The following is a 20165-nucleotide window of genomic DNA, read 5'->3' as shown; positions in this document are numbered from 1 at the left end:
GAGCTGATCCGACGCTCGGTGGTCGCCGCCGCGCTGGCAGACGAGACTCCCGGAGACCCGCACCTGGGCACCGCGGTGGGACAGCTCATGGCCGACGGCGAGGCCCTGACCCGTAGCCTGCTCGGAAGCAATGGGAGTGCGGAGTAACCACGTTCTCGATCGTGAGCACTGTGCTTGGCGCCAGAGCCAATCCGGCGAAGGGAATCACTCAGGCCGGAGACTTCTCCTGTTCGGGTTCCTGGTCGGCGGGCGTCCACGTGAGCTTGACCGTGGCTCCGTCGTTGTTCTCGTCGATCCTCAAGCGCAGTTCCTCGCCATAGAGGAACTCGTGTTCAAAATGCCGTCCGTCAATGCGCGCCGCATCCAGGAGCTTTGTCATCGCCGTTGCCATCGCCCGGCCCCAGTCATGCGGATTCTTGCTGGACGCGTCTTCAAGGGCTGAATAGCTGACCATAGATCAATTGTTCTCCGGCTCGCGACGTTCTGCCAGACCTCGGTCCGGTCCGGACACCAGCCGGAAGCAGTTTCCGGCTTCCTCCGGTGGCCGCAACTCTTATGATGCACTCCTCGGGCCCGGCTGCAGGCTAAGTCCCGCTGCGGCCATGTCCGCCGCGAGTACACCGGTGAGTTTGGCGTGCCCGGCAGCGTTCAGGTGGACGCCGTCCACCAAGTCCCCGGCAACCTGGTATTTGCTGATCCAGTCCCCGACGCTAAAGAACGGAGCACCGGCCTTGGCCGCAATATTGCCCAGCAACGCGTCAACCTCGGTGCGGCGCCCCCCGCCCGCGTTGGCACCCCTGGCAAGGGTTCCGATCATCACGAGCTTCGCCTGCGGGTACCTCTTTTTGAGGGCGGCGAGGAGCCTGTTGGCGTTGGCCGTGATCTGCTCGTCGCTGGCGTTGTGGGAGGCATCGTTGCCTCCACCTTCGACAACGATCAGCGGCGGCGTCCCGTAGGGCAGCACCCAGTCTCCGCGCTGCAGCGCATCGATATAGTTTCCGCTGCTGCTCGTCGCGGCGACGTATCCTGTACCGCCCCGGGCCACGGAGTACACCTTGTAACCAAGCGAGCCCAAAGCCCCCCGCGGCCATGAGCCCATGGGCTCAGACTGGGAGTCCCCGATGAGGACGGCGGTGTGCCGGACGTCCGCGAGGATGATTTCGTTCCGGTTGTTGCTGGGGTTCTTGTACAAGGACCCCACGGGAAGCTTTGACGGATCTTGTCCGGACTCAGGTTTCTTGGGACTCTGGCCCGCTGCGGCTGGACTACCCGAGGGTGCAACGGGTGCCGCTGTCTGCCTGCCGCTGGATGAGTCGCCCGGTTCAGCAGGCGCCTGCGAACAGCCTGCCAAAAGTACTCCGGCGGCGATCACGGCTGCGGCGGAGCGGAATATGCGAGATTTGTGCATCGGCCTGTCCCGGGCTTGCTTTCTGTTCGTTTTAGCGCTGTAAAAGCAACTTTCCATTGCTCATAGACCGGTGGCGGAACGAGCCGACAGCCTGCCTACGTCGGAGTCTATTGGATCGGGACGGGGAAGGTCACGGCGAGGTGGGAATTATCCTCGCCGGATGGCCGGTGTGGAAGAATTTCATTTCGCACCCCCATCATTCCGACGCACAGATAGGAACCACGTGCACGCACCGGCGCCCGAGCCGGAAACCCGCTCCGTCCCCGATGTCCGTTCGCGGCGATCATGGACGGAAAGACTGCGCTCAGCGCAGCTCACGTTGGGATTTGTCATCGTTTTCTGGGGATTGGGAGCGCTGACCTCCAGCCTCGCCACGGGGCCGGACGCTCAATTGCGGCTCAATTTCGCACTGACGCCTCGCTCCGTACCTGATCACTGGTGGGCCGCGGCGACGTCCGCCTTCTGGGCCAGGGACCTGACGGGCTATGTGCTGGAAACTGCTTTGGTGCTGCTGCTGGGCCTCCCGCTGGAACGCCGGATGGGACAGCGGGCGTACGCAATCGCTGCGGTCTCCAGCCAGATTCTGGGCGTGGGCATTGCCCTGGGATTCCTTGCCTTGGCCCAAGGCTTGCTCGGTAACTGGACAGCGAGATAGGCAGCCACCTCTTCGTGGGTCCGAGTGCGTTCATCATCGGTACCGCCATGGCGGGTACTGCGTCCATGGCAACCCTGTGGAGGCGCCGGATCCGGCTTGTCGTCTTCGCCTTGTTGCTCCTCCTGGCCCTCTACAGCGGAGGGTTTGCGGACTTGGTCAGGCTCGGCGCCGCAACCGCGGGCACGGTTCTCGGGCCCCTGCTCATGGGCCGCCGGCCGCGGTTTGCACGCCCGGTCAGTTCCCGGCACGAAGGCCGGGTGCTCCTTTCGCTTCTCCTTGCCGCATCGGCGATCGGTCCGGTAGTCGCCGGCCTCATCCCGCATGCGGTGGGGCCGTTGTCCATCCTGCGTTTCCTGTTCACCAACATCCAGCCTGTCGATCCCCAAGCACTCCAGAACGTCTGCTCCGATCCGGCGCAAGCGAAGGACTGTGCGGTCGCGCAGTTGCAATTACGTGCCGGGGCCGGTGGAATCTTCATGGCCATCCTTCCGTCTTTCCTCTTGCTGCTGCTTGCGGAGGGCCTGCGCCGCGGACGGCGCTTTGCCTGGGTGGGGACCCTTTTGATCCAGGTGGGGCTTTCCGTTCTCGCCGGAATCGCACTCGCCGGAGTCTTGCAGCAGACTACTTCAGACACCGGCGCCAGCGAGGGGATTGTCGCAATCGAAGGATCGGCTTCCTCGCAGCCGTTCACTTTTGCCTTGCCGCTGCTCCTGCCCCTTGCGCTGACCATCATTCTGCTCGCGACCCGGCGCTTGTTTCATGTCCAGGCCCCTAAAGGGACCTACCGGCGCCTCGCGGTCCGTGTACTTGCGATGGCTGCCGTGCTCAGTGCCGTCTATGTCGGCGCCGGCCTCTTGCTCGCCCAGGACTTCTCCCCCGTTCCGGGACTACCGGAACTACTGGCGGATGTCCCGGACCGCTTCCTTCCGCTGGGCTTCGTCCTGGATGTTCCCCCGGCGATCTTCCCCCAAGGCACGGCCGCCGTTCTCGTGTACGAGGGCGTCGGCGTCGTCTTTTGGGCGGTCGCCGGTGTCCTGATCTTCAGGACCTTCCTCCACCAGGCCCACACCCGGCACGACGCCAGTACGGAGCGTGCCCGGAAAGTCATCAAGACGTGGGAGGGAAGCTCACTGTCCTGGATGACCACGTGGCCGGGAAACATGTACTGGTTCTCCCCTTCCGGGCAGTCCTTCGTTGCCTACCGCGTAAGCACGGGGGTCGCGCTCACGCTCGGCGGCCCGGTGGGACCCACCTCCGAGAAAACCGCCGTCTTCGAAGAGTTTGCCCGTTATTGCAGGGGCAACGGGTGGACGCCATGTTTCTACTCGGTGCCCCAAGAGTTGCGCGACCATGCGGATTCCGCCGGATGGAGCTCTGCGCAGGTAGCCCAGGAAACGGTCCTGCCATTGCATTCGGTCTCCTTCAAGGGAAAGAAGTTCCAGGACATCCGTACGGCGTTGAACAACGCATCGAAGGCGGGCATCCGCTACGAATGGACAAGCTACGCCTCGGCTCCCTTCTCGGTCCAGGTCCAGATCGAGGAAATCTCCGAAGAATGGGTGGCAGACAGGAACATGCCCGAAATGGGCTTTACCTTGGGCAGCCTCGACGAACTCGACGATCCGGAGGTGCGCTGCCTCCTTGCAATCGACAAACGCCACACGGTCCACGCAGTCACCTCTTGGCTGCCTGTATACCGCAACGGTCACATCGTCGGCTGGACCCTCGATTTCATGCGTCGCCGTAGCGGCGGCTTCCGGGCCAGCATCGAATTCCTCATCGCGTCCGCGGCCCTCAGCCTCAAGGATGAAGGATGCGAATTCGTGAGCCTCTCCGGTGCGCCCCTGGCTCGGGCCGAAGAGGACCCTTCCGAGATGCCACGCCCGAAGCCGCGATCCCGCCCTCCCGGCAACCTCGACCGCCTGCTCGACTGGTTGGGGGCGACATTGGAACCGGTCTACGGATTCCGGTCCCTCTTGGCATTCAAAGCAAAATTCCGGCCGCGATACGAGCCGCTCTACATGCTCTACCCCGACGCCGCTTCCCTGCCCGCCGTTGGGACCGCAGTGGCACGGGCCTACCTGCCAACGCTCAATCTCGGAGCGGGCCTGGCCTTGGCAGGCCGGATCTTCCGATGGCCCAAGCGCTCCGGAACGTCAGGGCGAAACCGCTCCTGAGGCCGACGACGGTTCTGGTGCCTCTGCAGGAGAGCCCGACGCCGGGACCCCGCCGATCGGGACATTGCTGTGGTGCGCTTTGCCGTGGTGAAGTTGCAAGGCGCTGAGCACCAAACCGAAATGGCTGAAGGCCTGGGGAGTATTGCCAAGTTGCCGGCCCGCGTGTGCGTCCCATTCTTCGCTCAACAGGCCCACGTCATTGCGCAGGGCCAGGAGCCTCTCGAAGAGGGCTGTCGCCTCTGCCCGGCGCCCGGCGCCCAAGAGTGCGTCCACCATCCAGAAGGAACACGCAAGGAAGACGCCCTCCCCGCCCGGCAGTCCGTCGTTGCTGTCTTGCGGGCGGTAGCGCAGCACAAAGCCGTCTTCGGTCAGCTCACGCTGGATGGCGTCAATGGTGCCGATTACGCGCGGATCGTCGTGCGGCAGGAAGCCCACCTTGGGGATGAGGAGAAGGCTCGCGTCCAGCTCCTTGCTCCCGTAGGACTGGACGAACGTGTTGCGCTCCGCGTCGAATCCGTGGGTCATGACTTCGTCGTGGATGGTGTCCCGCAAAGCCTCCCAGCGATCCAGCGGACCGGGCATCCCGGATTCACGGATTCCGCGGACCATGCGGTCCGCCGCAACCCAGGCCATCACCTTTGAATGCACGAAGTGGCGCCGCGGGCCGCGTACTTCCCAGAGCCCGTTGTCCGGCTTGTCCCACGTGCTCTCAAGGTGGCGCATGAGGGCGGTCTGGATGGCCCAGGACTCATCGCCGACGGTCATCAGCGATGCCCGGGTCAGGGACAGGCAGTCCAGGACTTCTCCCCAGACGTCCAGCTGGAGCTGCTCCGCTGCCGCATTCCCGATGCGCACCGGTTTCGAACCCTGGTATCCGGAAAGCCACGTCAGCTCCGTCTCGGGCAACCGACGGCGACCGTGCAGGCTGTACATGATTTGGAGGTCGGCCGGGTCGCCTGCCACTGCGCGGAGTAGCCAATCCCGCCACGCGCTGGCCTCCTCGGTGTAGCCCGCGGCCAGGAAGGCTTGAAGGGTCAACGTGGCATCACGCAGCCAGCAATAGCGGTAGTCCCAGTTCCGCGGTCCGCCGATCTGTTCGGGGAGCGAAGTAGTGGCGGCGGCAACGATGCCCCCGGTTGGCGCATAGGTGAGGGCCTTCAGCGTGATCAAGGAACGCTGGACGGCTTTCCGGTAAGGCCCCCGGACGTTGCAACGCTTGGACCAATCCGTCCAGAATGCCGAGGTGTCTTCGAGGGCGATATCCGCCTCGACGGTGCGGGGCCGCCGTTCGTGGCTGGGCGCCCACGTCAGGACGAAGGGCACGTGGTCACCCGCGTTCACGGTGAACTCGCTGACCGTGGTGAAGTCCTTGCCTACCAACGGCGCAGGGGTCTTGAGGTAGACGGAGTCCGGACCGGCAACCGCGCGGAGGCCGTGCCTGTCGCGGCGGACCCAGGGCACCACGTGCCCATAGTCGAACCTCAGGATCAGCTCCCCGCGCATCTTGACCGTCCCGCGGATCCCTTCCACCACGCGCACGATGTCCGCGACGGCGTCGCGCGGCGGCATGAAATCGATGACCCGGACGTGCCCTTCTTTGGTTTCCCACTCTGTTTCCAGGATGAGGGTCCCGTCCCGGTACTGGCGGCGCGTGCAAATTCCCCCGGCTTCAGGTGCCAAGAGCCAACGCCCCGCTTGGGGGGAATCCAGGAGCGCGGCGAAGCACGCCGGCGAATCGAAGCGCGGGAGGCACAGCCAGTCTATGGAGCCCGCCGTGCTGACCAGGGCTGCGGTGTGCAGGTCCCCGATCATCGCATAGTCTTCGATTCTTTGGCCGGTAGGCGGTTGACCGTTCACTGTCCCTTTCCTAGTGCTGATTCAATGGCGGCTATGGCCTTGGCCGTGATCTCTTCCCGCAGGCCGGAGCCATCCACGGCGAGGACTATCCCACGCTCGGAGTACCGCTCGACCACCGCCTGTGTCTCGTTGCGGTAGAGCTCCAGGCGACGCCGGATCACCGGCGCCGTGTCATCGCTTCGGCCCTGCTCCTGCGCCCTGCGGAGCATTCGCGCAACGAGCTCGTCGTCGTCGACTGCCAGTTCGACGACGGCATCCAGCTGCTGCCGGTTGCCGGCCAGAATGCCGTCCAAAGCCTCGATCTGCGCCGTCGTGCGGGGATATCCGTCAAGGAGAAATCCTGCCAGGACGTCGGTGTTGCCAAGCCTCTGGCGGATCATGGCGTTGGTGACGTGATCCGGCACGAATTCGCCGCTGTCCATGTACTTGCTGGCCTCGGCTCCGAGTTCCGTCTTGCCGCCGACGTGCGCGCGGAAGATGTCTCCCGTGGAAATGGCAGGTATGCCGAAATGACCGGCGATGTGCTCAGCCTGGGTACCTTTGCCCGAGCCAGGAGGGCCCATGATGATCAATCGCGTCATGATACTGTCCGTTCGTGAAGCGGTTTGCGTGCCCCGGCATTGTGGCTCGAGCTTAGCAACTGTGGAGCCCTCGCGGCAGGGCCAAGGCAGCCTGCTTCAGACCGTCGCGGGGTCGGTGTTGGCACCGCACAGGATCACGGCCACCCGTTCCCCTGCTGCCGGAACATACGCTCCGGAGTTCACGGCCGCGAAAGCGGCGGCTGCGCCATGTTCCACGACAATCCGGTACTGCTCCCAGAGCAGTGAGCGCGCCGCGGCGATGTCGTCGTCGGACACCAGGACCGTCCGGACGCCTGTGCGGACGGCCACGTCGAAACCGATCCTGCCGATCTGCCGGGCACCCAGGGAATCCGCGGCGATCCCGGAGACGGCCACATCAACAGGTTCCCCTGCAGCGAGGGCCGAATAGAGGGTGGGAGCGTTGTCCGGCTCGACTCCGACAACCCTGGCGTGACCTTCGACGGCGGCCGCGATTCCTGCCATGAGCCCGCCGCCTCCAACGGCCACTACAACGGTGTCCACCTCTCCCAGCTGTTCCAGCAGCTCCGAGCCGACAGTGCCGGCGCCGGCGGCGATTTCGGCTTGGTCGTAGGCATGGCAGTAGACTGCGCCGGTTTCCGCGGCGTAGTCCAGGGCGGCCTCAAACGCTTCGGCGTATTCGCTGCCGCGCTGGACCACCGAGGCTCCGCTGGCCTTGAGCTTCTTGACCTTCACGGCAGGTGCGGTTTCGGGGACAAAAACGGTTGCGGGCACTCCGAGTTGCGCCGCGGCGTAGGCATTCGCAAGCCCTGCGTTGCCTCCCGAGGCGACGACGATTCCAACATTGTCCTTCAGCTCGCCGCGCTCCCGGGCGGCAAGCACGCGGTTGAAGGCACCCCTCGCCTTGAACGTCCCGGTGTGCTGCATGAACTCGCATTTGAACCACAATTGCCCTGGCACCGTCCCGGCATCCGCCTCGAAAACGGGCGTGCGGCGGACCCTCCCCGCAATCCGGGCGGCAGCTTCATCGACGTCGACGCGTGTGATCATGGTAGGTCCTCGTTCCGTGCAGTCAGATCCTGGGCAGGCGCTAGCCTCAGGCTATCGCTTACCGGGCCCACGCTTAGAGGGACTCGACGTCGGCCGTTCCGAGCTGTTGCCGGCGGGCCTGGCGGTTCCGCAGCCAACGGCGGGCAAGGTCCACTGCGGCCCAGATTCCGGCGAGGGGAGACAGCACGACCACGCCGTAGATGAAGATCATCCACGTCAGGATGGCCAAGGGCTGCTGCGCTCCGCTCAACCAGGAGAGGCCGCCGAGCAAGCCGATTGTCCAGAACAAAACCACTCCCACGAGCACTGCTCCCGCCGGAAAATACTCGCTCCTCACAACAGCCATCAGCGTCTCCACCGGCTGCCACCTGCCTTCCATCACCGCGCCCGAATAACTTCAGTATGCATCCGGAAAAACGCCGGACACGGCCAGCGCGCGGGCGAAGTGACGAACATAACCAAGGGGGGCGTGTCGCCACGGATTCGGGAGCCTATGTGACGGGTGGAATGGCGGCGTAATCTGAAAAGACGCACGGTTGATAGCTGGAAAAATGGCTCGGAAAAACAACCCGAAAAATGGTTTGGCCAGGGTCCTGCGAAGGATCTTCGGATTCTTCCTGGTGAGTGCTGTTTGTGGCGTCTTGGCCGCCGGGCTAGTAGTCCCCGGCGTGGCGTCGGCCGGGATGGCTGTCAGTGGTTCGATCCAGTACTTCGACAACCTCCCGGGTGATCTGGTGGTCAATTCGCCGTCGCAGTCCACCAAAGTGCTCAGCGCAGACGGAAAGACGATCGCCACCTTTTATGCGGAGAACCGTGTCCGGGTCAGCCTGGACCAGATGTCGCCGTACATCAAGGAAGCGATTGTAGCCGTCGAGGACAACCGCTTCTACGAGCACGGCGGCATCGATCCCCAGGGGATCCTCAGGGCATTGGCCTCGAATTTCACCAAGGGTACCAACGAGGGTGCGTCGACCCTGACCCAGCAGTACGTGACCAACGTACTCAACGAGTCCCGTTTGGCGGCAGGCCAGACCGGGCAAGTGGTGCTGAGCGGCCAGAAAACCCTGGGTGACAAGGTGCGGGAGATGAAACTCGCCGTCGAACTCGAGAAGAAGTTCACGAAGGACCAGATCCTGGAGGGCTACCTCAATATCGTGTTCTTCAACCGGGACGCGTACGGCATCGAAGCCGCGGCGGAGCATTTCTTCAGCGTTTCCGCGAAGGACCTGAGCCTTCCGCAGGCGGCCCTGCTCGCTGGCCTGGTCAACAGCCCCAGCTACTACGACCCGTCCGTCCATCCGGACAACTCCATCAAACGGCGCAACCTGGTGCTGGCCGATATGCTCGCCCAGCACAAGATCCAGCAGGCAGCCTACGCGGCCGCGGTGGCCACTCCCCTCAAGCTCAACATCACGCCGGGGAAGCAGGGCTGCGCGGCTGCGGACATGGCAGTGTACTTCTGCGACTATATCTCCCACCTGATCCTCAACGACCCTGCATACGGTGCCACCGTGGCTGACCGGGAAGAGCTCCTGTATCGCGGCGGCCTGACGATCAGCACCACCTTGGACAGCCGCTTGCAGGCGGTGGCCCAGCAGCAGGTCGATGCCACGGCAGGAGCGAACCCGGACAAATGGGGCGCCTCCCTGGTCTCGGTGCAGCCCGGCACGGGCAAGATCCTGGCCATGGCACAGAACACGGTGTTCCTGGCCGAGCCCGGCAAATTCGATACCCAACTCAACTTCAACGTTGATTCCGTTGACGCCAACGGCAATGACCTCAACGGAGCCGGGGGCTTCCAGCCAGGTTCCGCAATGAAGCCATTCACTTTCACGGAGTGGCTCAATGAGGGCAAGTCCTTGACCACGGTGGTGGACGCGTCGCGGAGGGTCTATCCGCTCGGATTCCCTTGGAGGGACAGCTGCGGGAAGGTACTCGGCGGCTACAGCACGGCCCAGAAAATCGCGGGCCTTGGCACGGCTGACGATCTCCGCAACAACGACGAGGGCTACTACCGCCCGATGCCCGTCAACTACGGGCTCTACAACTCCATCAACACCGCAACTTTTGCCGAGGCGAGCCAACTGGACTTCTGCGGCATCCAGAAAGTGGTGGATGCGGTGGGTCTCCACAGTGGTGTGGACAACGCGCCCGTGAATATGCACCAATTGGGCAATCTCCTCGGCGGCACCGAGGTGTCCCCACTCGTGATGGCCGATGCCTTTGCCACTTTCGCCAATGACGGCACGTACTGCGGGCCGATCGCGATTGTGGGCATCACGGATCCATCCGGCGGGAAGCTGCCGGCCCAAGCCAGTTCCTGCCGCCCGGCCATCAAGCCCGACGTTGCCCGCGGCGTCAACTCGGTTCTCCAAGACGTCCTGAAACGGGGATCCGGTATCTACATTCAACCGAAAGTCCAGGCCTTGTTCCCTACCGCAGCAAAAACGGGAACGAACAACAGCAATGGCTCTACCTGGGTGGTCGGATACACCACCGGGCTCGCGACGGCGTCCTTCTTCGGCGACACGATGGCAGGACAGAGCCGGGCCGGACAGAACGTCACCATCAACGGCAAGTTCTACACCGCCATCGACGGCTACATGCTGGCCGGGCCGCAATGGGCCAACTACATGACGCAGGTCGCCGGGCTGTATCCGGCTACAGCCTTCCCGGCGCCACCTGCGTCCATGGTCGGGACGCCCACGCCGAGTCCTTCACCCTGAGTTTCAGAATTCCTGTCCAGTAGCACGGACCGTCACTTCGGAGACGTCGACGCCGGGTGGCTGGTCACTCACGAATCGAGCCTTGCACGTAGCGGTACAAGGCTTGACGGGTGGTCATGCCTGTCTTCTTCAGCGCCCTCGAGATGTGGTTCTCGACCGTGCGCAGGCTAATCGCGAGCCGGGCAGAAATCTCGATGTTTGTTTGACTGCCGGCAAGTATTGCGACTTCGGTCTCCCGGACCGACAAGGTCGGCGACAGTTCATGACCAATATTGAGGCTGAGGTGTTCGCCTGCCATCGGAAACCTGCCGTCGAAAAGCCGTTCTGCCTGCTGCATAGCAGCAGCCGCCGTCCTGACCCGTTCCAAAAGACGACGCTTGGATGCGCCTTTGAGCAGCAACCGGACAGCGTGCAGATCAGCATCCGGCCGGTATTTGTCCAAGAGGACCTTGAGCAGCCCGTGGTCATCGTCTACCACTGCTTCGGCTATGGCCAAAAACTGGTTGTGGGATGTGACCTTCGAGTTCCGAAAGACGTGTTCCGCCCTCTCAAGGACCTCACGGCTCGGAAGCAGGCACATGATGAAAACCGAAGTGTAGGCGCTTCCGTGAGGAAGCCGCGATCCAATTGGGCGTCGATGAGGGTAATGGCACTCGCGTCAAACGACTGCGGATCGTCGTACCGCTGGGCAAAGAGGTCAAAAACGCCCTTGCCGGTCCCCGGAAGAGGGCCGATATCGGCTACATGCGTCCTGGCTTGGGCACCCACCGAGGCGGGCTCTTTCTCTTCGTCCATCAAAGCCCGGAGTCCCACAAGTCGAAGCATGGCGTCATGCAGGCACTCGCGAGGAATCCTGGGCGGCCGAGCGCGAACACGCTGCTCATCATCAGATCGGCATGCTGGCCGAACCCCGATTGTGTAAGCGCCAGCGCGGCCACGTAGCTGTTCGCGACGAAGCCGAACCGGTCAAGGCCGCGGCGGGCCTCGATGCGTCTGTTCAGGGAGAACACCAAAGCCTCGTCTAAGCGCCCCGCGACAAGCAGGGCCAGTCCCCGGACGAATGGCTCGATGCCCGACGCCAAACCGAAATCATCAGTTGACTCCAGTGCCTTGAGTGCTGCCAGTCCATCGAAGCGGTAGACCTCCAATATGGCCCGTACCACGGTCAGGACCCCACTCTGCGGATGCGCGTTTCCGTAGCTGTCCAGGATCTCGCCCAGGTTTGCCGGCATTCGGTCATACGAGGCGGCGAGGAACAGGCCGAAACCCTCGGCCTCGGCCTCCTGCTGGGGACTGAGTGCAGCAAGTTCGGAGAGCATACCTTGAGCTGCTGCTACGTCATCACCGCGAGTGATTGCCCAGAGCGCCCGCGTCATAGTGAAGAAAAGGGAGTCCTCCGCTTTGCCGTTGACCATGACGGTGTGGGCAAAGACGTGTTCGATCCGCTCCGGGTCTATGGGACCGCCCCAGTAGAACTTGAGGAACGCGGCCGAGTTGGCCATGCTTGGGTCCGCCTCCCACTGTTCGTAATGGGCTTCCTCCCGCACGCGCAGCTGTTCTTGGAAGTGACGGGCAGCCAGCGTGCCCCCCGCTCCTGATTCTTCCCTCAGCTGCCCGACGGCGGCAGCAACGGAGGGCGTCATGAATCGCCCATTCCCGGGGGCGGGCGCGAGCGCCTCGGCAACGTTTTCGATCCGTTTGACCAGTACCCGACGAGAGTACAAAACGTGATTATCACGAAAGTAATCAACCAGGAGGGGCGGATTTGAGGCCACGCAGAGCTCTCCGTCGATGTTTTCGGACACAGCGACCAGACCACGCCCTTCGAGCCTGTCGAGCATTGTTGTGGCAACGATCGAATGTAAGGAAGCCACCGACCGGGTGCCTAGCATCGACAATGCGTCTAGCGCGAGAAGCTCGTCGGGTTCGAGGCCTTGGAGGAGTGCTTCGGCCGTTCCGCGGAGATCCTCGTTCCAAAGGGTATGGCCGGTCATTCGCCACTCTCCCTCGCAGAGCGTTAGCAGCTTGTTGAGGACGCCGCTTTGGGCGATCCTTACCACCAACCTGGGGTTGCCCGCGGACTTCATCAGGATGTGGGCGGTGACATCGACGTCCGCGGGGGCAGAAAGTGTTTCGGCGATAAGCTGATTGACTTGGTCGTAGCGGAGTGATGGGAGCCGGACTTGTGCTTCCGGCCATCGTTCCGGGACGAGCACGGAGGTCCTCGGATAAATGGGCGAATCGTCCATCGACATGATCATCGGCCTCTGGGACCGTCTTTGCGCGATGTCCAGGACAGCGAGGGACTCATTATCAAGCAGGTCGATATCGTCGACCACAATGATCCTTGATCCGCGTTGCGAAAGTTGTTCGGCGAGAACGTCAGCCATGCCCAAAGGGCCCGTATGGCGCCCTCGCATATCCAGGCCAAGGGAAGCGATTCCGGCGAGCGGCGTCTGTTGGAGAAGGCGGGCTCCAAACAGGCTGTAAACCTCGGCGCCGGTCTTTTCCAGCTCCGTGATGATTTCGCGGATTGCAGTCGACCGCCCGCTTCCAGCGCGACCAACAATTCGCACGCTAACCCCACGTTTAGCAAAGCCTAGTGCCCGGCGTATTTCTTCCTGGAACACTGAAGACTCCTAACTCTCCGCCCACTACCATTTGAACCCGCGGCAAGTACTTCACCACGGATATCGAGACGAGTCCGGCCCGAACATTCAAACACGCTAAGGAGGCGCGGACTGAAGATTGCGGCGCTTCCATGCGGAATCAGGCAACCAGGACAAAATTATGACGATCACTCACAGATCACTGGAGGCTGTCTGCTCCGGGCCTTGCAGCCAACTACCGCGATGGGAACCGCGCATGTTGACCACGGCCTCGCATGTGTCCCAGGCCCATCCGCAATCCGTTGCGAATCGTATTTCCATGGCGCTGACGATCTCGCCGCCATGGAGAACATCGGATTGGCGGACGATATAGCCAAAGTCCAAGCTCACGCTTTCGCCAGATCCGAGATATGGAATGGTCATTCGCTCAGGGCCGGGCTGGGAATCGAACGCCAACTGTTCAACGTTGGCGTTGGTCAATGAACGCGAAATAAGCTCCACTGCTGCGACAGGCCCCTGTGAAGCGTTATGGATCAATGCAGTGAAGGATACGGTTTCGCCAGCCCGGGCAGAGTACTTGTCAGCGAAATGCAGCAAGGAAAGGGCTGGCAAACCAGAAGCCGTGGGGGACCTGTGGCGTCCGCTCCGTCCCGAAAGACGGGAGCGGACAAGCCAGTCATGAACATGACTCATTCGGGCCCCGGGGAGTAGCTGATCCTGCAATTTAATCAGCTCCGCCTGCGTGCTCTGGCAGCAGAACCTTGTGCCAATCGCGCCGGGTCCAGAATGAACAGGGCCAGCAACGCAAGCCCGGCCGCACCGGCGATGAAGATGCCGTATGAGGACTGCAGGACGGCTGCCAGATAACCAAGCCCAACGATGTGCCAGATGTATTTTCCGGCAGTAGTCACCTTGTAGGGCTCGGGGTCGTTCTGGGTGTTTGCATCCCCCTTGAGCGTGTACTCGTAGACGTCTGGTGTTGGTTGAACGGACTTGACTAGCCGGTGCGTAACCAAACCCAAGCCGCGTGGACGCTCCACCGTGACAATGCTGCCGTCCTCGATTTCGCCGGCAGGTACTTGTTGCGACAAGACGACCGACCCCACCGGTATTGTCGGTTCCATTGATCCCGAAACCACAACAAGGGGCCGAATTCCGAAGAGAAGCGAGACAGCGAACACAAGAATACAAGCGGCACCCAGGAGCGCACCGAGCGACAAGAGGATCGAGCGGAAAGCACCGTAAGCCCGGAACGCAGGATGCTGGCGCACTTGCTCCGACGTCTCCTCAGGGACCTCCTCCTGCCGGAATTCTCCCTTTGCCGGCTCACCCCCTGCCTCGCTCCGCAGTTCATCAATCCCGCCGTGCTCTTCCTCAAGATCCGCCGGGCTGCCCATCCGGGCGCCTACCTGGTCCTCTTGGCTTCCCGTCAACCGGTGCGTTTCCGGATTTCCACTACGAGTGTTCACGGGGCAACTGAAACCGCGTCGAAGTGCACGGCGAGCGCCGTCTGTCCACCGTTGTACTTCTCCACGTCCGGGCCGTCTACATAGGTGATAGTGAGTTTCAATTTCTTCGCAGAACCGTCCGCGGCAGGAGTGTAAGCATCTCCCTGGTTCAACACCGCACCCCAGCGAGGTTCAAGGACACCAAGCGATCCCTTTGCTTGGTCCCACCTGACATTGGTGAACAGCACCTTGCCCGTTTCGTCCGCTGCGGTAAACGTCAGGAACGGAAGAATATTCGGTACCCCTGCAGCAACCGTCCCATCGCCGTTTCGAAGGATGATTTTGAAACTCGTATCCGCCTTGAAGACAGAAGTGTTGTTGAACACCGGGATCATGGTGACGACCGACCTGCCAGGTATCAGGTCAGCCGCTCCCGCGACGGCCCAATCAAATCCGGCTTCCGTATCGGCTTGTTCCACGGTTCCGTTGTCCCGCACAACGCCAATATCAAAGCGCGGAGTCTCGATGAGGGCCTCGCCGACGATGTTTAGATTGGCAAAGTCGTATGCCGCAGCGCTCGTGGCCGTAACGGTCGCCGCGACAAGTGCGCCTGCCGTGACTGCGAGCCGGAGTTTCCCGCTCCGTTGCCCCACCCCTTGCCGTACCGGTCGTTTCATAGTCAGCTTCCTCATTTCGTCACCATTCCGAGATCCCACGAGACCTTGCGGTTGGCGATTTGAGTTCCGATGGGGAGCCCAATCGCTCCTTGGGGGTTGTATCCCCTGCCCCAGAAGGAACCATCAGATTTTTGCCAGAGGTAGAACCCTTGGCCCGATCCGTACTGCACAACGCCAGTATCGATTCGGGTCGGGTTTTGCGGGAATTGACCGTAATCGTCGCTGGCGCCATAGCCCCAGAGCTCTCCGTCGCCGTTGAGCAATGCAACACCGGTGAACCCGAACTGCATGGATTTAATCTGGGACAGCGAGGGAACCACAGTGGGCACCGTCGGTGTGGTGGTTGGACCTCGCCCGGTACGGCTAGCGTCAGTTCCCCAGCTCAGTACCTGTCCGTTGGAGAGCAGGGCACCACCCATGTTGATGCCGCCGTCGACCGCAACAATATATGGAGCGCCAGGCGCCACGTTTCGCTTGAACCAAGGCGCAAGCGGACTTACGAGCCTGGGCGTCGCACCTGTGTCGAGTAGGCCCGAGGGCAGACTGTTTCCGCCTATGCCTCCCCAATAGTAGACGTCGCCGCGCTCCAGAATGAGGAAGAAGTTGGTGTAGGCGCCTTTGAGGTAAATAGGCCGGTTACCAGCGACCGAGGGGTCCGGCAGTCCGGCAAGCTGGCTTGCACCCGGGGCAGCGTTTCCGCCGTAGCCAAGGGGATATCCCCAATGCCAGATGGTGCCATCACTTCGGATTCCGGCACCGGCATATTCAGTGGAGGAGATCGCGATGATTTTGTCCAGGATTGCCCCGGAACCATTCCACGCCGTGTTTATCCGGACTTGCTTCGCGTTGCCATTGGGCTTCGGCGCGTCTGTGCCGTCACGGAAGTTGTAAGAGCCCCATCCCCAGACCGTGCCGTCCTTGTCCAGTGCGTTGGCGTTGTATATCTGGCCGGTCGCTTGCCGAACAATTCCGTCGGGAATGCCGGCGACCTTCTGCGGCGGCTTCTGCCACCCGGAGGTGGGAATATCGCCGTTGATCTCGTAGAACGTAAGGCCCCACACGTAGACGTTTCCGTCGTTTCCGACTCCCATCCCTGTATCTACCATGCGGGAGTTCTTGGAGACGCCGACGGCAAACGGAGGCCCGGCATTCGCTGGGATAGCCTCCGAACGGGCGTGCGTCTTATCCTTGTACGCGGCACTTGTGGCTACGGGAATTTGAGCAGCACCGACAAACGTGGCGAGCCCAAACAGGCCCGTCGCCGCGAGGCATTGCCGACGAGAAATGTTTGAAGGCTTACTCATGAGCGGGCTTCTTTCGACGAACGAGGATGAGCCAAAGCCGACGGCCAGCAGGAGCGCGGCCGCGACACCGACTGGAATCAAGTTCCTGAGGCCTGTATGCGCAAGATCGGATCCAGACGCGGGTTTATCTGGCGTGACATTGGGTCGATCAATGCTTGTGACGAAGTGGAATTTCAGGTTCCCGCCAGCGCCTTGGTAGGAATTGTCAGCGTCGCGTGGAAGCGTCACAGTCCCCACCAAGTTGTATGAGGCGCCGGCTTGAAGTTCGGGCAGTCTGATCGTGCGCCCGAGCACTTCTCCAACACGGATCCGCTCGACGACCGCAGTGCCATCTGGAGTATTCATCGTCAGTTCCATCGGCGCGGCTCCGGAGAAGAGGACATCGGAACGTCCCGAAATCTCCAATGCAAGCGGCACCGGCGAGTCGACTAGATTCTTGACGGACATGTCCCATTTCTGAGATTCCCCAGGAGCCGGAGCGTCAATAACTAGCGACGTCGGTGCCGTATCGATGAGATCCGAGGCCACAGCCGAGGCGCCGGCAGACTGCACAAGTCCAAGGAAGACCGCGGCAATCACCGCGATCAGCGCGCGGATGCTACGGGGCGCGATCATTTGCTTTCTCCGTTGGTCAGTACGCCAAGTTGGGTGGATTTTCCGCTCGCCTGTGCCCCACTGTTGGGCGCCAGGACCGCTGATACGCGGACAGCACGCTGTTCACCCGGAGCGACGTCCTGGAACGTGAGGCCAGCCTGGTTGACCTGCTGTGCGGTGGCGTTTGCGATCGCGGGCGTTGCTGCGCCGTCGAGGTAGACCGTGAAAAGCAGCGTGCCGAACAGATCACCGCTTTGTGGGTCTGGATCGTACAGGGAGACCGTCAAATTGCCGTTCACCCCTGGTTTTCGGTTCGTTACCGATACATCGAACTCAACAGGTTTGCTTTCAGAGAAGACCGTTCCCGCTGACAGCGGCAGGACAACGGCCGTCTCCGGCGTATCAGCATCGCGAAGAACTCCCGTGCTGTCCCGTACCGCAATGTCGAAGCGATTCGGATTGCCGAGGCCTGAACCAGCGATGCCCGTCCCCAGGTTCACGCGGGCGAAGTCCGTAAAGGCGGCCGCAGTGGTGCCGGCGCCGAGAACCAGCACGCCTGCCACGAGCCCAAGGGTCAGCCGCTTCCATCCGTCGCGCTTCACCGTCCTCCTGGTCATGGGTTCACCGCCTCAAAGTTGAACTGGATATCTGTTGCGGCCATCTGCCATCGGTTGTCCACCGTGTCGGGAAGCTCGACCCGAACATCGAGAAGCTTGTATTCGCCGGCACGCAATGGATCAGGCCAGGTGATTGCCGTCAACTGCCCTGCAGGGACGTGGTCAAGGAGAACCTTGCCACCATCCGAAACTGTGAAAACCAGCTGGTCGAAGAGTTCCAGGTAGGTGCCGGTCTGCGGATTTTTCTCAGCGCCGCGTGGAAGCGGGTCGAGGATGCGCAGGCCAATGAGGCTGGACAGGCGAGGGCTGTTGTTCTTCGCCGCGATCCTCAAATCCAGGACACTGCCTGGGGCCATGGTGTACCCGCTGTTATCTCCGGTCAGGATGATGCGCAATCCTCGCGGGTTGGCTTGGTCCCAATCTGCGGGCGTCGGCAGCCATGAGGGATCAGCTTTCCCTGCGGCCACAATGTCAAAAGTATTGCGGGATCCGTCCAGCGCGACGTCAACGTCAGCGCTGTCCGTAAATGAGGCGGCGGTGATCAGCGTACCCGCCGCAACCAGGGATCCGGTTGCGAGTAACAGCCGCAACCGCCCGCGGCGTTGAGTCCTCATACTGTGTCCTTCATGGGTCCGAGCGCTCCGTTCATTGAGGCCCCGTAGGCCAAGTGCAGGTGGGGACCCGAAGGCCCCCACCTGTTGTCGTTCCGACTACTTGACGGAGGAGGCGTCGAAGTGGGCCTGGACGTAGGAGACCTGGCCCTGCAGTGCGTTGTTGGCAGCTGCACTACTGGTCGGGGAGGTTGATGCTGACGCCGAGGACGCCTTCCTTCCCGGCGGTGTAGGTGCCCAGGTCGAGGGCGGTCACGTCGGCCTGCTTGACGTTGGTAGCGATTGCCTTGCCGTCCAAGGTGACGCTGTAGCGGAGGGCGCTAACCAATGCGGGGCTGGAGGTGTAGCCGGCGCGGTCCTGCAACCCGAAGGTGATGGCTGCGCCGAGGGCGGGGCTCTCATTGCGGAAGGGGATCGACACGGACACGGTGTCGCCCGGGGTGATCAGGTCCGCGCCGGGAACCTTGACGTTCACACCTGCGGCAGTGTTTGCTTCCTGCCATGTGCCCGGAACAGGCAGGCCGGCGGTGTCCGTTCCAACCACCTGGATGTTGAAGCGGTTGTTGCCGCCAACGCCGGAATCAGCGGATCCGTTGCCAATGTTCAGGTTGGCGAAGTCGGTGAACGCAGCAGCCGTCAGCAGCGCGGTGACGCCCAGCAGCGAACCGCCGGTTAGCAGGGCACGCTTACGACCGGAGCGAAGTTTGGTAGTCAAGAGGAGTTCCTTTCACGAGGTTGTCGGCGGGTTCGCCGACAGTGCGAGTGACTGCATCGGCAAGGGACAGGTACATTCCCTTGAACACAGGCGCGCGGTGTGCAACCAACAAGAAACTAAGGTCGCAATTGGGCCACTGAGTGGTGTTTCCCCGCAATTGAGTGGCAAAAAGGGGCAAATTAGGTGGTGCCGAGAGGGATCATTGAGTGTCGACGGTCTCAAACTCCGTTGAAACTCCTCCGAAGAGCGGAGCCGGTTCAGCGCCGAAGTTCTCGCCTTCGCGCTGGCAGAATTGCTCGCTGCGGACGAAGCCAGGCCCACTGATGCACGGCGATCGCCACGGTAACGGGTCCAGAGGTACTTTGCCGCCCACTGGCTGGGTGGCCGCCGCTAACGACGTCTTTCTAGGGCCGTACCGATGACAGAAGCCGGCGTACCCCCATCCGCACCCCCGGGGTACGCAGATTTCCTGTGAGTTTCGGAAGAGTTCGGCTACCCGCAATTGAACCTGTCATGAACGTTTCAGCAGCGGGGCCCAATCGGCGGGACGGATCCCTTCCCCGCAACAAGAATCATCCGGGGACGCATTCTCGATCGATAAGAACGCAAAAGCGAAGGATCTTATTTTGATGAAGACAGCCAAGAAAAACGGGCTTGCCACAGCAGCGGTCCTGGGCGCCATACTGATGGCCGGATCCGCGGTGGCGCCGGCGATGGCCGACGACGCTTCACGCGGCGGCCAGGATGTCCAGGGCCAGCAAGGATCAGACAGCAAGGGCCAGGGCGGCCAGGGCGAAACATCGAAGCACGTCCTGCTGCTTTCGGTGGACGGCCTCCACCAAAAGGACCTGGATTTGTACGTGCAGAACCACCCGACGTCGGCACTGGCGTCGCTGGTCAACCACGGCACCAGCTACACGCACGCCCAGACTCCCGTGCCTTCGGACTCCTTCCCCGGTATGGTGGGCCAGCTGACCGGCGGAAATCCCGGGACCACCGGCGTCTACTATGACGACACGTTCAACAGGGCGCTCCTGCCGGCCGGCACGACGGACTGCAAGAACACGGCGCCCGGCGCCGAAGTGGCCTTCACCGAAGCCGCGGACAGGAACCAGAACGCCCTCGACGCCGGCCAAGGCCTGGCCGGGCTTCCGGCC

General features: G+C 62.3%; 19 protein-coding genes. 4 read left to right on the top strand and 15 right to left on the bottom strand.

Annotated features, from left to right (window positions below; all coding sequences use genetic code 11):
- Positions 1 to 208: 208 nt before the first annotated feature.
- Together AHiyo1_RS17965 and AHiyo1_RS17960 are read right to left on the bottom strand one after the other, a co-directional pair.
- Positions 209 to 454: a hypothetical protein gene (locus AHiyo1_RS17965; protein ID WP_059389455.1), complete on the bottom strand. Its 246-nt coding sequence runs from the start codon at positions 452 to 454 to the stop codon at positions 209 to 211.
- Between the two features lie 99 nt (positions 455 to 553).
- Positions 554 to 1192 carry an SGNH/GDSL hydrolase family protein gene (locus tag AHiyo1_RS17960; protein WP_253257436.1) on the bottom strand — a complete coding sequence of 213 codons (639 nt, stop codon included), beginning with the start codon at positions 1190 to 1192 and terminating at the stop codon, positions 554 to 556.
- 439 nt (positions 1193 to 1631) lie between these two features.
- On the opposite strand from AHiyo1_RS17960, the gene AHiyo1_RS27165 reads away from it, so the two are divergent.
- Entirely contained in the window at positions 1632 to 2063 is a 432-nt protein-coding gene (locus AHiyo1_RS27165) for a hypothetical protein (protein ID WP_059389453.1), read from the top strand.
- Positions 2064 to 2077: 14 nt separating this feature from the next.
- Positions 2078 to 4240 (top strand): bifunctional lysylphosphatidylglycerol flippase/synthetase MprF, encoded by a 2163-nt coding sequence (locus tag AHiyo1_RS17955; RefSeq protein WP_059389452.1) that lies wholly within the window; start codon positions 2078 to 2080, stop codon positions 4238 to 4240.
- On the opposite strand, the gene AHiyo1_RS17950 is transcribed toward AHiyo1_RS17955, so the two are convergent.
- The 4 genes from AHiyo1_RS17950 to AHiyo1_RS17935 all read right to left on the bottom strand — a co-directional run bounded on the left by AHiyo1_RS17950 (position 4220) and on the right by AHiyo1_RS17935 (position 8053).
- Positions 4220 to 6052, bottom strand: coding sequence for a glycoside hydrolase family 15 protein (locus AHiyo1_RS17950; protein ID WP_084784581.1), 1833 nt, complete (start codon positions 6050 to 6052; stop codon positions 4220 to 4222). The two genes, AHiyo1_RS17955 and AHiyo1_RS17950, sit on opposite strands and share 21 nt — an antisense overlap.
- Before the next feature lie 41 nt (positions 6053 to 6093).
- A complete protein-coding gene (locus tag AHiyo1_RS17945; RefSeq protein WP_059389451.1) occupies positions 6094 to 6678 on the bottom strand; it encodes an adenylate kinase in 585 nt (194 codons plus the stop codon).
- Positions 6679 to 6774: 96 nt separating this feature from the next.
- The gene (locus AHiyo1_RS17940; RefSeq protein ID WP_059389450.1) at positions 6775 to 7707 is read right to left on the bottom strand and encodes a threonine/serine dehydratase; all 933 of its coding nucleotides are present in this window, start codon (positions 7705 to 7707) and stop codon (positions 6775 to 6777) included.
- A 73-nt stretch (positions 7708 to 7780) separates the two neighbouring features.
- A complete protein-coding gene (locus tag AHiyo1_RS17935) occupies positions 7781 to 8053 on the bottom strand; it encodes a hypothetical protein (RefSeq protein WP_253257435.1) in 273 nt (90 codons plus the stop codon).
- A gap of 205 nt (positions 8054 to 8258) precedes the next feature.
- Here AHiyo1_RS17935 and AHiyo1_RS17930 point away from each other — a divergent pair, with 205 nt between their 5' ends.
- Positions 8259 to 10433, top strand: coding sequence for a transglycosylase domain-containing protein (locus tag AHiyo1_RS17930; protein WP_059389449.1), 2175 nt, complete (start codon positions 8259 to 8261; stop codon positions 10431 to 10433).
- A 64-nt stretch (positions 10434 to 10497) separates the two neighbouring features.
- On the opposite strand, the gene AHiyo1_RS17925 is transcribed toward AHiyo1_RS17930, so the two are convergent.
- The 9 genes from AHiyo1_RS17925 to AHiyo1_RS17885 all read right to left on the bottom strand — a co-directional run bounded on the left by AHiyo1_RS17925 (position 10498) and on the right by AHiyo1_RS17885 (position 19008).
- Positions 10498 to 10929, bottom strand: coding sequence for a LuxR family transcriptional regulator (locus tag AHiyo1_RS17925; RefSeq protein WP_253257434.1), 432 nt, complete (start codon positions 10927 to 10929; stop codon positions 10498 to 10500).
- 298 nt (positions 10930 to 11227) lie between these two features.
- Positions 11228 to 13063 carry an ATP-binding protein gene (locus tag AHiyo1_RS17920; RefSeq protein ID WP_172465632.1) on the bottom strand — a complete coding sequence of 612 codons (1836 nt, stop codon included), beginning with the start codon at positions 13061 to 13063 and terminating at the stop codon, positions 11228 to 11230.
- A gap of 171 nt (positions 13064 to 13234) precedes the next feature.
- Entirely contained in the window at positions 13235 to 13654 is a 420-nt protein-coding gene (locus AHiyo1_RS17915; RefSeq protein ID WP_059389446.1) for a hypothetical protein, read from the bottom strand.
- A gap of 116 nt (positions 13655 to 13770) precedes the next feature.
- Complete coding sequence (locus AHiyo1_RS17910) at positions 13771 to 14439, bottom strand: signal peptidase I (RefSeq protein ID WP_172465631.1); 669 nt, start codon at positions 14437 to 14439, stop codon at positions 13771 to 13773.
- A 68-nt stretch (positions 14440 to 14507) separates the two neighbouring features.
- Positions 14508 to 15167, bottom strand: coding sequence for a hypothetical protein (locus AHiyo1_RS17905; RefSeq protein WP_148667645.1), 660 nt, complete (start codon positions 15165 to 15167; stop codon positions 14508 to 14510).
- A gap of 11 nt (positions 15168 to 15178) precedes the next feature.
- A complete protein-coding gene (locus AHiyo1_RS17900) occupies positions 15179 to 17086 on the bottom strand; it encodes a hypothetical protein (protein ID WP_059389443.1) in 1908 nt (635 codons plus the stop codon).
- A complete protein-coding gene (locus tag AHiyo1_RS17895) occupies positions 17083 to 17682 on the bottom strand; it encodes a hypothetical protein (protein ID WP_148667644.1) in 600 nt (199 codons plus the stop codon). The genes AHiyo1_RS17900 and AHiyo1_RS17895 overlap by 4 nt, the downstream gene beginning before the upstream one ends.
- Complete coding sequence (locus AHiyo1_RS17890) at positions 17679 to 18296, bottom strand: hypothetical protein (RefSeq protein ID WP_148667643.1); 618 nt, start codon at positions 18294 to 18296, stop codon at positions 17679 to 17681. The genes AHiyo1_RS17895 and AHiyo1_RS17890 overlap by 4 nt, the downstream gene beginning before the upstream one ends.
- Before the next feature lie 172 nt (positions 18297 to 18468).
- A complete protein-coding gene (locus tag AHiyo1_RS17885) occupies positions 18469 to 19008 on the bottom strand; it encodes a hypothetical protein (RefSeq protein ID WP_059389440.1) in 540 nt (179 codons plus the stop codon).
- Positions 19009 to 19637: 629 nt separating this feature from the next.
- Between AHiyo1_RS17885 and AHiyo1_RS25660 the strand changes: the two genes are divergently transcribed.
- A partial coding sequence (locus AHiyo1_RS25660; protein ID WP_216363240.1) for an alkaline phosphatase family protein occupies positions 19638 to 20165 on the top strand: 528 nt, incomplete at its 3' end.

Origin of the sequence: Arthrobacter sp. Hiyo1, from assembly GCF_001263615.2 — a bacterium.
Taxonomy (GTDB): Bacteria; Actinomycetota; Actinomycetes; order Actinomycetales; family Micrococcaceae; genus Arthrobacter.
The sequence above is the reverse complement of the archived record's forward strand: the minus strand, read 5'-3'. Positions and strand labels throughout refer to the sequence as shown.